Below are 12,862 nucleotides of genomic sequence, written 5' to 3'. Positions count from 1 at the left end.
ATCTGTTAAAAGTTCTTATAAAGATATGGGGGTTTAGCTCAGCTGGCTAGAGCGTCCCGCAGCCTTGCGGGAAGGTCGCCGGTTGAAGCGATCTGTTAAAAGTTCTTATAAAGATATGGGGGTTTAGCTCAGCTGGCTAGAGCGTTTGCATGGCATGCAAAAGGTCACCGGTTCGACTCCGGTAACCTCCACCAAGGCCCGTATCACAGCGGGTCTTTTTCATTTTATGTCATTCACGGTTTATATTCTTTATTCTACCACGTTGGATCAATATTATACAGGTCAAACTGAGAATTTGAAAGACAGGTTGTTCAGGCATAATAATTCTGGAAGCAAATCGACCAAACAAGCGAACGATTGGAAATTGGTTTATTCGGAGGCTTTTGAAACGCGCAAAGAGGCGGTTAAAAGGGAAAGTGAAATTAAGAAGAAAAAGAGCCGAAAATATATTGAATGGCTGATCAGTTCAGTTGGATAGAGCGTCCCGCAGGCGTGCGGGAAGGTCACCGGTTCGACTCCGGTAACCTCCACCAAGGCCCGTATCACAGCGGGTCTTTTTCATTTTATGTCATTCACGGTTTATATTCTTTATTCTACCACGTTGGATCAATATTATACAGGTCAAACTGAGAATTTGAAAGACAGGTTGTTCAGGCATAATAATTCTGGAAGCAAATCGACCAAACAAGCGAACGATTGGAAATTGGTTTATTCGGAGGCTTTTGAAACGCGCAAAGAGGCGGTTAAAAGGGAAAGTGAAATTAAGAAGAAAAAGAGCCGAAAATATATTGAATGGCTGATCAGTTCAGTTGGATAGAGCGTCCCGCAGGCGTGCGGGAAGGTCACCGGTTCGACTCCGGTAACCTCCACCAAGGCCCATATCACAGCGGGTCTTTTTTATGCGCGCTATTTTCCGAAAGCGACAGAAGTATTTTCTTTCATGTAATGTAGTTATTTCAATTCTCAGTTGTTTGTCTTTCGTTACTACACAAAAAACTGTTTAAGTCGTCCGGGTTAAGATGTGTTCAGCTATTGTCAATTTCCAATTGAAAAATGTAATGTACCTGTAAGCGATTTTTAGTGAACGAAAAAATAATCTGTATTGAAGCCGGTGCGGCTGAAAACAAAAAACCCGCTTTTGCTGATGCTATGGCGGGTAATGTAGCCCGTACGAGAATCGAACTCGTGATTCATCCGTGAAAGGGATGCGTCTTAACCCCTTGACCAACGGGCCTTGTCAATTTTGGGAGTGCAAAGATAAAGTTACAGGCATATCCCTCCAAAACTTTTTCTTAAATGGCGGCAATTGCGCTGCCCGCTGCATTTAGCGGCGTTTTTACATGCATAAAATAACACGGTTCAATCATTTCTTCACTGTTATTGATTTCATGTCGTAAATTTGCATCTCATTTTAAAAAGCTAAACAATTGAACAATGAGCACAGTAAAAGTTGCAATTAACGGTTTCGGAAGAATAGGACGGTTGGTGTACCGCCAGATATATAATATGGAAGGCATTGACGTAGTTGCTGTCAATGATTTAACCAGCCCTAAGGTGCTGGCGCATTTATTAAAATACGATACTGCGCAGGGGCGCTTCAATGCTGAGGTTAAAGCAACCGAAAATTCAATTGTGGTTAACGGTGATGAAATTAAAATATATGCACAAAAAGATCCTTCACAAATTCCCTGGGGAACACACCAGGTAGATGTAGTACTGGAATGTACAGGCTTTTTTGCAGATAAAGACAAGGCTTCGGCACATCTTGCCGCAGGTGCTAAAAAAGTGGTGATATCCGCTCCTGCCACCGGCGACCTTAAAACCATCGTGTTTAATGTAAATCATGATATTTTAGACGGCAGTGAAACGGTTATCAGTTGCGCGTCCTGTACCACCAACTGCCTGGCGCCTATGGCTGATACCTTAGACAAAAAGTTTGGCATTGTTTCGGCCTTAATGACTACCATTCACGCATACACCAACGACCAGAACACCCAGGATGCCCCGCACCCCAAGGGCGATCTTCGCCGTGCAAGAGCCGCTGCACAAAATATTGTTCCCAACAGCACCGGTGCTGCAAAAGCGATCGGCCTGGTACTACCGCAACTGAAAGGAAAGTTAGACGGTACTGCACAGCGCGTTCCCGTTCTCACCGGATCATTAACCGAATTAACCAGCATACTGGGTAAAAAAGTAACCGCCGATGAAGTAAATGCAGCTATGAAAGCAGCTTCCAATGAGTCGTATGGCTATAATGAAGATGAACTTGTAAGCAGTGATATTATTGGCATGAGCTATGGTTCTCTTTTTGATGCCACGCAAACCAAGGTATTGTCGGTTGGCGATACGCAACTGGTGAAAACAGTAAGCTGGTACGATAATGAAATGAGCTATGTAAACCAGTTGGTGCGCACGGTTCATTATTTTGCCAAACTCATCAGCAAATAATGTTTTTGTTTCCGGGCAACCGGTAATCATGGTGGCTTTTTGCAGCTTGTACATTGCAGCCAGGTATAATGTATTATATCCGTTATGATTTGCTGTATCCTCTGTGCTTCAGTATACAGTGCTCATTGCGTACGGTTTATATACCGGCAAAGCGAATATATACCCGTCTCTTTCGGTTCATGTTTTTAAATTTTTTGTATATGTCTAAATTCACTTCTTGTAATTTCAAAGGTCAGAAAGCATTGGTAAGGGTTGATTTTAATGTTCCGCTCAATGATAAATTTGAAATTACTGACGATACCCGTATGCGTGCTGCAGTACCCACCATAAAAAAAATACTGAATGATGGCGGCATGGTTATATTAATGAGTCACCTGGGCCGGCCTAAAGGAGGCCCTGAAAAAAAATATTCATTAAAGCCGCTCATCAGGCATTTAAGCGATTTGTTAGGAGGGATAACCGTTTTGTTTGCCAATGATTGTATCGGAGAGCAGGCGTATACAACGGCCGATATGATGAAAGAGGGAGAAGTGCTGTTGCTGGAAAATCTTCGTTTTCATAAGCAGGAAGAAGAAGGAGATGAGGCTTTTGCAGAAAAGCTGTCGGGGCTTGCCGATATTTATGTCAATGACGCCTTTGGAACAGCGCACCGGGCGCATGCTTCAACTGCTGTGATCGCTAAGTTTTTCCCGGTAGAGAAAAGAATGTTCGGACTGTTGATGGAAGAAGAGGTAAAAAGCGCCGAAAAAGTATTGCACCAGTCTGAAAAGCCTTTTACCGCCATCATTGGGGGCGCTAAAGTGTCGGATAAAATACTGATCATAGAAAATTTATTAAAGAAAGCCAATGATGTCATCATCGGCGGGGGTATGGCTTATACCTTTATCAAAGCGCAGGGTGGTGAAACAGGCAGTTCGCTTTGTGAAGAGGATCGCCTTGATATGGCGAATGAATTATTACAAAAAGCCTCAGGTATGGGGGTAAATATTCATTTACCTTCCGATTCTATTATTGCCGATAAGTTTGATGCCAAAGCAAAAGTCTCCTCTGCGCCCAGTAACAATATTCCTGATGGCTGGCTGGGATTGGATATAGGAGAGCTGGCGAGAAATGAATTTGCCAATGTGATAAAAAAATCGCGAACGATTTTGTGGAATGGGCCGATGGGTGTTTTTGAAATGGAAAAGTTCCAGTTGGGTACCAAAGCCATAGCAGAAGCCGTGGCTGAAGCTACCGAAAGCGGCGCTTATTCGCTGGTAGGCGGCGGTGATTCCGTGGCTGCTGTAAACCAGTTTGGATTTGCCGATAAAGTGAGCTATGTATCTACCGGGGGCGGCGCTATGCTCGAATATTTTGAAGGAAAGATCCTGCCGGGCATTGCTGCCGTTTCGGCGTTGTAAGGAGATTTGATATTTGAAATAGATCCAGGCTTCGGGTTCCAAGTTGCAGCGTCCAGGAGATACCCGTTTCAATCTGAGCTTATCGTTTATTATTTGTGGTTTATGGTTTTTTGCCTGTCATGGTAAGTTTCCAACCATCTGTATTTATTTGACTTTTGTGATTTGGCTCTTGATGCTTTGTATTTCCCCCGGACTCTACGGCGTTGGAGAGGGAAAAGAGGGTGAGGCTTAGTCTTCCAGCTTCAGCACGGCAAGAAAAGCCTCCTGCGGTACTTCTACATTACCGATCTGGCGCATACGCTTTTTACCTTCTTTTTGCTTTTCCAATAGTTTGCGTTTACGGCTTATATCGCCGCCATAACATTTTGCCGTAACATCTTTACGCATGGCGGAAATGTTTTCGCGGGCCAATATTTTTGCGCCAATGGCTGCCTGTATGGCTATCTGGAATTGCTGACGGGGAACCAGCTCTTTTAATTTCTCACAAAGCCTTCTTCCAAAATCCTGTCCTTTGCTCCGGTGTATCAAAGCGCTTAATGCATCTACCTTATCGCCGTTGAGCAGTATATCCATTTTTACGATATCGGCTTCCCGGTAACCGATAGGGTGATAATCGAAAGAAGCATAGCCACGGGTTTGGCTTTTTAATTTATCGTAAAAGTCAAATACAATTTCGGTAAGCGGCATTTCAAATATCAGTTCAACACGGGTAGTAGTAAGATAGCTCTGGTTGATGAGCATGCCCCTTTTACCCAGGCACAGCGTCATTATATTGCCAATATACTCGGGTTTGGTAATGATCTGTGCTTTAATGAAAGGCTCTTCAATCCGCTCTGTTTTTACAGGGTCGGGAAACTGGGTGGGATTATTTACAATGATCTTTTCTCCTTTGGTGGTATAAGCTATAAAGCTTACGTTGGGTACGGTGGTAATTACTGTTTGGTTGAACTCTCTTTCCAGGCGCTCCTGGATGATCTCCATATGCAGGAGCCCCAGAAAGCCGCAGCGGAAACCAAATCCCAAAGCCTGTGATGTTTCCAGTTCAAATGTGAGCGATGCATCATTGAGCTGCAGCTTGTCCATGCAATCGCGCAATTCCTCGAACTCATCTGTATTCACAGGAAAGATGCCGGCAAATACCATGGGCTTTACTTCCTGGAACCCTTTAATGATCTCCTGTGTTGGATTAACAGATGTGGTGATGGTATCACCCACTTTTACCTCCTTGGCATTTTTGATACCTGTAATGATATAACCCACATCGCCGCACTTCACTTCCGCCTTTTCGGTCATCTTTAATTTTAAGATCCCTATTTCATCGGCTTCGTATTCCTGGTTGGTAGAAACAAATTTTACTTTATCGCCTTTTTTAATGGAGCCGTTCAATATGCGGTAATACACGATGATTCCCCTGAAGCTGTTAAATACGCTGTCGAAGATCAGCGCCTGCAATGGAGCAGCAGGATTGCCCCCGGGAGGAGGTATCCTGTTTACGATAGCATCCAGAATACCATCCACACCAATGCCTGTACGGCCGCTTGCCAGCAGGATATCCTCCGGTTTGCAGCCAATCAGTTCAATGATCTGGTCTTTCACTTCTTCGATCATGGCACCATCCATGTCTATTTTATTGATAACAGGGATGATCTCCAGGTCGTTGTCAATAGCAAGATAAAGGTTGCTGATGGTTTGGGCCTGTATGCCCTGCGTTGCGTCTACCAAAAGCAAAGCGCCTTCACAGGCGGCCAGCGCGCGGCTTACTTCATAGCTGAAATCCACGTGCCCGGGCGTATCAATGAGGTTCAGCGTATATCTTTCGGCATCAGTATGTTTATAATCAATTTGTATAGCATGGCTTTTAATGGTGATCCCTTTTTCCCTTTCAAGGTCCATATCGTCCAATACCTGGTCCATCATTTCCCGCTCACTGATGGTATTGGTAACCTGCAAAAGGCGGTCGGCCAGGGTGCTTTTACCATGGTCAATATGTGCTATTATACAAAAATTTCGAATATGCTTCATGTATCCCTGTTCTGTTAAAGCGGAACTCCTTTTTATTTTTTTTGAACGGGCAAAGGTAAGTGATTTGGATCTCAATTTAAAGAGAGAGTTTAGCGGCATCTTCCCAATAAATGCCTAACCGAACAGAGATGAAGCTGCACCCCGGATATGTTTTGTCCGGATCATTATATGGTGTTCGATGCGGGTAACAAATTTAACGTATCACTGAAATACCCATTGTTTCACCGGTTGATAATCGTAAAAAATAGGTGCCTGAAGCAAGCCCGTGAACGGATATTCGTTCAGATGCACTGGTGAGGCGCCCCTGCTTTACTGCTTTTCCAGACGCATCGGTTAATATCCAGTTTACAGAACCCCGCGGCTGTTGCTTGAGCCGAATGACAAATTCATCTTTAGCCGGGTTGGGAGCAATGGTAAGGGTATTTTGTTGCTTGTTTTTGAGCAGCACAATATTGGAATATTGCCACATCCCGGAACTTTCCTGCCATTTTACACGATACACATAAGCAGGGGCATCAATATTATTATCATAAAAGCTAAATTCCTGTTCGCCGGTTGCTGCCGCAAAAGTACAGCTGTCTGTAATTTTCCATATTCCACCATCCGGGTTCCGGCGTTCGAGATAGTAGTCAACGGTTTCATTGTCATTTTCAACTTTCAGATCGAGAACATTTCGCCTGGCAGAAAGATCAGTATAACCTGAAAAAGACAATAATTCAATCGGCAGGATCACTTCATTGCTTTTAATGAGGGCGATCTCTGCAGGTAAACCATCGCCAGGATTGAACTGAACAATGGTTTGCGTTGGTTCTGCCGATATTACATTGGCATAACCTGAAGGTATGTCGGGGATCTTTGACCATTTACCGTAGAGCGTTAAAGTAATGGGAACCGCTGTGCTTATATTGTTCACCAGGTTTAGATCCGGGTTCACCAGGGAAATACGAAGCGTATCAATCTTTACCTGCATCATGGCAACACAGGGCATGTCATTGCCTTTTAAAATATCATTGGAAACCAGGTTGTCGTTGGGTAAGAAAAGGCTGAAGCCGGTAACACCGCTTGCGTTTTCGCGAATGATGTGAGCGGCTGTATCCTGCTGCAGGATATCAAAGGCACGGGTAGACGAAGACTCCATATCAGTGGCAAAGGCAGCCATCTCATTTGCGGTGGTATTGGGTGCAATAACGTAAGCATACCCGGCGCCTGATGGTGCATTGCCGTGATCCAAATAAGCGTTTGCAAAATTAGCAGTGGTAGTAGCGCCTGAACCCGACTGGTCGGGACTGGTTTGCGATTGCCTTTCCACATGTATGGTGTTGCCGGACATTACGTAATAACCTGTTTTATAAGCATCAATGAGCCAGTGAGGGCTTGTTTTGGAAAGGTCATCCGATTGTGAAGTACCTGTTTTGGAAGAACCATCTACTATCGTTGGTGTTCCTGCAGAAGGCAAAGCTCCCTGGAACAGTGTAGTAATGGTTTTATTGGCGCCATCGTTGTTGTTGATATTGCTGCCCAGGCACACGATCTTATTACCAAAGGAAAAATAGGATTTGCGGAAGATAAAACCCGGGTTGTGTGAGGAGCCGGATACAGGAGCAGGTTGTTTAAAGTTTAATCCGAACATGCCGTAATCGCCATGGAGATCGGCCAATATTACATCAGATGGTGCATTGGGAGCGGGTGTTCCGAATTTCACTCCACCAGCGAAATTGTAGGTGTTTTTTTCTGCAAGGTAAGATCCGGGCGCCACCAGTTGAGAAAAGGGCAGGACAACAGTAGTTGCTCCCGGCACTTTGTTCCAATCCCAGCCTGCAGCCGTTAAGCCACTTGCCGCGAGCCCGCCGGGATACATAATTTCAACGGCTCCATAGCTCTGGTACCTGCCGTAACGATTGGCGCCGGTAGAGATCTCTGTTCCCCAGAAATAGTTATTAATGCCTTTTATCGTGGCTGCCCAGTTATCTCTCCTGTACATAGCCAGGGGGCTGTAGTTCATTTGCCAGAAGCCAGAAGGAAAAGGTTCTGCCGGGATGCCCGAAGGTGGTCTGTCTATTCCATATATCCGGGTGCGCATGCCTGCAACTACAGGATCAATGGGCATGTTCAGGATCTCACCCCCAATTTGTGCCAGCCTCGTAAAAAAGCCGCCTGAAAAGGTGATGGGCGAGAAAAATGCATGCCGGCCGGTGAGGCTATTTGCGAATTGAATAGTATTGCACATTAAATACTGTGCATATACTACTTTTCGTAGGTTTTTATATGCTTCAGCATCTATCAGAAAGTCAGTGCCCCTGAATGTGTATAGTACGGGGTCAATAATAGCCTGGAAAGAATAAGCGTATGCATTGTAATGTCCGTAATGATGAAAGGTCGTTCCATCAGGCTTCATGCCATCTGTATTTCCTTTTTGATTTTTTAAAAACCTTTCTATATATAATTTGAGGCGCTGAATATCCTGAACAGCATGTGCATCATCCGGACTAAACAAAATAACGCATAAAAAAGCATCCTGTAATACATAGAAGTTGTCTTCGTCAAAAAGACCATCTGAACTTTCATTCCATCCCATGTTCATGCCCATGCTCCATTTCAGCCAATCCCATATCTTGTATTTTAAATCTTCATCAATAAAATCTTCCGCATTGATCAGCGCTTTATAAAAGAGCATGTCGTCATAGCCCCACGAGTTTCCGGCAAACCACCTGCCGCTGCCTGCCGCAATACCATTGTCGAGCATCAGTTTCAGGATGTTGATTGCTTTATCCCTGCTATCGGTACTGTTGTTGTGAATATAGTTCCTGGTAAAAACGGCGAACATGGTATCAATTTCCGATAAATCAGAAATGTCTTTTCCCTTAATGAGGTTACCGTCAGGCACTACGTTGTAGGCGGCGTATTGTGCATTGGCATCGCTTAATTCGGAAGCAGAAGGTGCCATTCCCCTGTCAAGAGCTTTAATTCGCTCACGAATAAGGTTCAGATCATCAATCTCTTTTGCGGTGGGAGGGCTCAATGGGACCGTTGGTGTAAGTGTATCCAACTGGTGAAAGAAATCGCTGGAATAATAGGGCTCGGAGGCTAATACAGCTAAATCAGGCATTTGCCGGTCGGCATACTTCATTTCAGAAGTACGCATGTACTGCATATTGTCAATGAATATAGTACCACTGCCTGATTGCGGTGCAAGGATATGGATCTGCACAACATTCCACCAGTATGGATCGTATGTTACAAGCTCTTTTATCATATCATGACGATAGCTGCGCTGCAGTTTCCTCCACCCTTCGTAATTAATATTGAACCGGAACCGGAATTGATAGATATCCCTTTTACTTAAAAACTTCACGTCGAACGTATCGGGAGACGGGGTTTCATTGTGGGCCCACATCTCAAAGTGATTTTGGCCCCAAATCAGCAGATTATCATTAACATATTCTTGTTCGTTGGCGCTAAGTTCAATAACAAGCGTATCACCCGCTGTCCAGTCCCATCGTAAAGATTCGGTCCCCAGGCGGTAATGGCGGTCGCTTATGGAAAGCGTACCTTTTTTTGCAGTGTAATTTGAAGGTACAGTTCCTTCCAGGTCGGGTTGTGCATGTCCAACCGTGTATGTTAGCAATATTGCCAGCCCGGTAAGAATAATTTTATTGATCAGGAGGCTTGCAGGGTTGAATTGGTGTAATGGCAATATTTTTTTGATTGCAGTTTTTTGTAAAAAATAGCAGTAAGGTTTAGCGTTAATTTTTTGCATGATATGATCTTCTTTCTAACCTTAGTAAATTGTTGATCCTCAACAAATGAGGAGAAAAATTTAAATTTACCGGACGGACGTATACATACATAATAGTAGACTCAAACATCATGTATCCTTCCGGTAATCAAAACTCAGTTAACTCATACGATAAGGAATCGTTATTTTGCGCTTACAGAAATTCTTGAAAGAATGGAATGAGGTAATGTAATCCAGGGATATACTATTCGTCGTTAAACCGTGCCATGCGTCTTTTTCCGGTATTTACCTTTTCATGAAAAGACCCCGTGCAATAATCGTGCAACAATTGGTGTAAATAAGGTTACCTGTATAAGTTACCTGGGTTAAGAAAATTTTTATGAGCAGCACTGGATGTTGGATAAATGGGTTCCAATGGTATAAACATTAATCTTTCAATCGGTTATGCGTTTCCAGGTATTGCTGTTTTACCGTCTTCGCGGTTTTATGTTCGCCCGTATGGCTCCATCCGGGGGGCATAATTAAATACAATAATTTATTTTTTAAACCCGGTGCGTGACGGATATCCTTCCACAAAACCCCAAACTCACCAAAATTTACGTCAATAAAGCTGTTGGCATTCATGGAGCGTGTAATGCCGTATTCGGGAGGCATGTCTTTACGCTCATCTTCGAGCGTTCCAAAAGCCCTGTCCCATATATTCAGCAGGTTGCAGAAATTGGTATCCATGTATAACGGGTTCCTCGCATGATGCACCCGGTGATGCGAGGGCGTAAGGATAATTTTGTTTAAAAAGCCCATGCGGCCATCTTTCATGATGTTTTCCCCAACATGAATAAATGCCCCCCATGTGCCGTCAATGAACATGATAAAGAATAGCAATGGCGGGTTTACGCCTGCAAGTATACAGATCGAAGTCCGTATCACATCAGCATAAGGAGCCTCCAGAAAGAAATGGGTATATGTAACCGAAAGGTTCATGGTTTGAGGTGCGTGATGCGTGGAATGCAGGCACCACAGTATTCTAATCTTATGCGCCAGGTAATGGTAGATGAAATGTGAAAATTCCCATACGATATAACCGTAAATCAGCCAGTACCAGGTAAAAGAAGTTTTGAACAGGGCGTATTTTTCAAACAAGCCAATACAAAACGCAACAGCAGCTATGGATATGAACCGCGATACAAAACGATTGAAAACATAAATGAGGAACGGTACTTTGTAGTCTTCCACCTTAAATTTCTTATATGCCACACTTCTGATGATCTCAATGATAAGCAGGAGTGGGATCAGGGGTGAAATGGCGCCAATAATTCCTTTCAGTGTGAGCAGCTGGCTGTAGTCGCCCGATTTGAACATATTGATGAGTGCACCTATTCCAAAAAAACCAATGACCTCATTGTATAGAGTTTCCAAAAAGTTCATGTCACGAAAAGTTCAGGGTGAATGAAATATTTAAACCATGCGCTTTGTTGTGCGCGGGACTTGCTATTTTTACATAAAGTTACGGACATATGCAATTGAAACAACAATTTGAGCAGGCTGCGGCAGATAGTAAAATCCTACCCGAAAAGCCAGGTAACGAAACATTGCTTCAACTCTACTCTTTATATAAACAATCAACCGAAGGCGATAATACTGCCGGACCTCCGTCTAACCCCTTCGATTTTGTTGCTAAAGCCAAGCATGAAGCGTGGCTGGGCATAAAAGGAAAAACAAAAGAAGCGGCAATGCAGGAATACATCAGTCTCGTAAACAAACTAAAAGGCAGCTGACTGCGCTTTGTCAGCTCATTACTCCTCTTAAATAGCCTGCCGATTCGGCGATCCCCGGTAAGGCGTCTTTCATATCTTTTTCAAATTCTATACTGCATACACCTTTGTACTGTATTTTTCGTAAAGCCTGTATCAAGCCAACGAAATCTATAGCGCCCCTTCCCAATTCTATTGCTTTGCCATCTGCTTTCGGGGCAGTAACGTCTTTAATGTGCAGGTCAAAAATCCTTGCGGCATAATCTGTCACGGACTTTTCCGGCTTGGCTCCTGCACGAAATGCATGTCCGATATCCAGGCAGAGACCCATGCGCCTGTCCATTTTGCTGATGCGGTCATACACGTCTTTTGGAGCAGGATACAATTTGTCTTCCGGGCCATGATTATGAATAGCCATCCTGATATTGTATTCCTTTACCTTTTTTTCTGTATACTGCAGCAGATCGTAACCCGGAACGCCGACGATCAGGTTTACACCCGTGCGTTTTGCATAATCAAATGCACGATCAACCTCTGCTTCCGTTTTCATGTAAATAACCCCTACGGTATATACCTGTATGCCACCCTGCTTAAATTTCGCCAGTACTTTATCAATTGTTTCCCGGGAACTGTTTAACGGCAGATGAAAATCTTTAACAGAAAGATTGGTTATCCCCACCCGGTTCATGATGGCAATGGTTTCATCAATATTGTAATTAACAAAAGAATAACCTGCCATTCCGGTTTGCAGAAACTCTTTTTTGTTCACGGCATTTGCTGCAGCCGGCAATGGCAGAAGGGGAGAAGCAGACAAAGCGATGGCCGATGTTTGGATGAAATTCCTTCTTGATAGCATTGATTTTATATTTATTGTAATTAAGGTAAGCAATTTTTTTAGAATGCCGATATCAGGCTTTGATTTGCCATTTAGTATATGATCTTTAAATTTACAGAGGGATATGTGCAGTTGATGAATATAAAATTACATTCATGCCTTTAAGAAATTTTTCATTCAGGAACATAGCGATAGATACATTTAATCAGGCAACAGAATCCATTATCCTTACCTGGAAAGAAATTGCAGCCCTGTTAGGGTTGAAACAGGATATCTATAAAAACCCCTTACACCGTCCGCTCAGCAAACCGGTTTCGGCTATTTTGATCGGAGCAGGCAACAGGGGAAACATATATGCTGATTATGCCCTCATTCATCCCGGAGAATTAAAAATAACCGGAGTAGCCGACCAGAATGCCGTGCGTAACGGACGATTTGCACGTAAGCACAACATACCTGCAATGAATCGTTTTTACAACTGGGAAGCTGTTTTTGCCAGAGAGAAATTTGCAGACGCGGTAATCATTGCAACGCCTGATGCTTTACATGTTGGTCCCTGCTTGCGCGCCCTGGATGCAGGCTATGACGTATTGCTGGAGAAACCCATCGCGCTTACGGAAGAGGAATGCAGGCTGATACACGAAAAAGCCAAAGCAACCGGCAGGATCGT

At 43.8% G+C, this 12,862-nt stretch carries 10 protein-coding genes and 2 tRNA genes; 7 read left to right on the top strand and 5 right to left on the bottom strand.

The window, feature by feature from the left end; genetic code table 11:
- The first annotated feature begins 117 nt into the window (after nucleotides 1–117).
- The 3 genes from PLH26_RS14745 to PLH26_RS14735 all read left to right on the top strand — a co-directional run bounded on the left by PLH26_RS14745 (nucleotide 118) and on the right by PLH26_RS14735 (nucleotide 817).
- Nucleotides 118–194, top strand: a tRNA-Ala gene (locus tag PLH26_RS14745).
- Complete coding sequence (locus PLH26_RS14740) at nucleotides 155–478, top strand: GIY-YIG nuclease family protein (protein WP_324586796.1); 324 nt, start codon at nucleotides 155–157, stop codon at nucleotides 476–478. Before PLH26_RS14745 ends, PLH26_RS14740 begins: the two co-directional genes overlap by 40 nt.
- An 87-nt stretch (nucleotides 479–565) precedes the next feature.
- Nucleotides 566–817, top strand: coding sequence for a GIY-YIG nuclease family protein (locus PLH26_RS14735; RefSeq protein ID WP_324586795.1), 252 nt, complete (start codon nucleotides 566–568; stop codon nucleotides 815–817).
- A 345-nt stretch (nucleotides 818–1,162) separates the two neighbouring features.
- Here the strand turns inward: PLH26_RS14735 and PLH26_RS14730 are convergent.
- Nucleotides 1,163–1,234, bottom strand: a tRNA-Glu gene (locus PLH26_RS14730).
- 200 nt (nucleotides 1,235–1,434) lie between these two features.
- Here PLH26_RS14730 and gap point away from each other — a divergent pair.
- Both gap and PLH26_RS14720 read left to right on the top strand, forming a co-directional pair.
- Nucleotides 1,435–2,448, top strand: coding sequence for a type I glyceraldehyde-3-phosphate dehydrogenase (gene gap, locus PLH26_RS14725; protein WP_324586794.1), 1,014 nt, complete (start codon nucleotides 1,435–1,437; stop codon nucleotides 2,446–2,448).
- Between the two features lie 200 nt (nucleotides 2,449–2,648).
- The gene (locus tag PLH26_RS14720) at nucleotides 2,649–3,848 is read left to right on the top strand and encodes a phosphoglycerate kinase (protein WP_324586793.1); all 1,200 of its coding nucleotides are present in this window, start codon (nucleotides 2,649–2,651) and stop codon (nucleotides 3,846–3,848) included.
- Nucleotides 3,849–4,076: 228 nt separating this feature from the next.
- On the opposite strand, the gene lepA is transcribed toward PLH26_RS14720, so the two are convergent.
- The 3 genes from lepA to PLH26_RS14705 all read right to left on the bottom strand — a co-directional run bounded on the left by lepA (nucleotide 4,077) and on the right by PLH26_RS14705 (nucleotide 11,031).
- Nucleotides 4,077–5,870, bottom strand: coding sequence for a translation elongation factor 4 (gene lepA, locus PLH26_RS14715; RefSeq protein ID WP_324586792.1), 1,794 nt, complete (start codon nucleotides 5,868–5,870; stop codon nucleotides 4,077–4,079).
- Between the two features lie 193 nt (nucleotides 5,871–6,063).
- Nucleotides 6,064–9,564, bottom strand: a complete 3,501-nt coding sequence (locus PLH26_RS14710) for a polysaccharide lyase family 8 super-sandwich domain-containing protein (RefSeq protein ID WP_324586791.1) — start codon at nucleotides 9,562–9,564, stop codon at nucleotides 6,064–6,066.
- A gap of 468 nt (nucleotides 9,565–10,032) precedes the next feature.
- Nucleotides 10,033–11,031, bottom strand: a complete 999-nt coding sequence (locus tag PLH26_RS14705) for a sterol desaturase family protein (RefSeq protein ID WP_324586790.1) — start codon at nucleotides 11,029–11,031, stop codon at nucleotides 10,033–10,035.
- Nucleotides 11,032–11,120: 89 nt separating this feature from the next.
- Between PLH26_RS14705 and PLH26_RS14700 the strand changes: the two genes are divergently transcribed.
- Entirely contained in the window at nucleotides 11,121–11,381 is a 261-nt protein-coding gene (locus PLH26_RS14700) for an acyl-CoA-binding protein (protein WP_324586789.1), read from the top strand.
- Between the two features lie 10 nt (nucleotides 11,382–11,391).
- Here the strand turns inward: PLH26_RS14700 and PLH26_RS14695 are convergent, their stop codons facing one another.
- Nucleotides 11,392–12,213 (bottom strand): sugar phosphate isomerase/epimerase family protein, encoded by an 822-nt coding sequence (locus PLH26_RS14695; protein WP_324586788.1) that lies wholly within the window; start codon nucleotides 12,211–12,213, stop codon nucleotides 11,392–11,394.
- Nucleotides 12,214–12,347: 134 nt separating this feature from the next.
- Between PLH26_RS14695 and PLH26_RS14690 the strand changes: the two genes are divergently transcribed.
- Nucleotides 12,348–12,862, top strand: a 515-nt coding sequence (locus tag PLH26_RS14690; RefSeq protein WP_324586787.1) for a Gfo/Idh/MocA family protein, incomplete at its 3' end; no start/stop codon positions are given.

This window comes from Agriterribacter sp., from assembly GCF_035444585.1.
Lineage (GTDB): Bacteria > Bacteroidota > Bacteroidia > Chitinophagales > Chitinophagaceae > Agriterribacter.
This window is presented reverse-complemented; position numbering and strand designations above follow the sequence as displayed.

What these genes read in the sequence shown, in the direction of transcription:
- PLH26_RS14740 (WP_324586796.1), top strand. Translation starts at nt 155, where the DNA reads ATGCAAAAGGTCACCGGTTCGACTCCGGTAACCTCCACCAAGGCCCGT.
- PLH26_RS14735 (WP_324586795.1), top strand. Translation starts at nt 566, where the DNA reads ATGTCATTCACGGTTTATATTCTTTATTCTACCACGTTGGATCAATAT.
- gap (WP_324586794.1), top strand. Translation starts at nt 1,435, where the DNA reads ATGAGCACAGTAAAAGTTGCAATTAACGGTTTCGGAAGAATAGGACGG.
- PLH26_RS14720 (WP_324586793.1), top strand. Translation starts at nt 2,649, where the DNA reads ATGTCTAAATTCACTTCTTGTAATTTCAAAGGTCAGAAAGCATTGGTA.
- lepA (WP_324586792.1), bottom strand. Translation starts at nt 5,870, where the DNA reads ATGAAGCATATTCGAAATTTTTGTATAATAGCACATATTGACCATGGT.
- PLH26_RS14705 (WP_324586790.1), bottom strand. Translation starts at nt 11,031, where the DNA reads ATGAACTTTTTGGAAACTCTATACAATGAGGTCATTGGTTTTTTTGGA.
- PLH26_RS14700 (WP_324586789.1), top strand. Translation starts at nt 11,121, where the DNA reads ATGCAATTGAAACAACAATTTGAGCAGGCTGCGGCAGATAGTAAAATC.
- PLH26_RS14695 (WP_324586788.1), bottom strand. Translation starts at nt 12,213, where the DNA reads ATGCTATCAAGAAGGAATTTCATCCAAACATCGGCCATCGCTTTGTCT.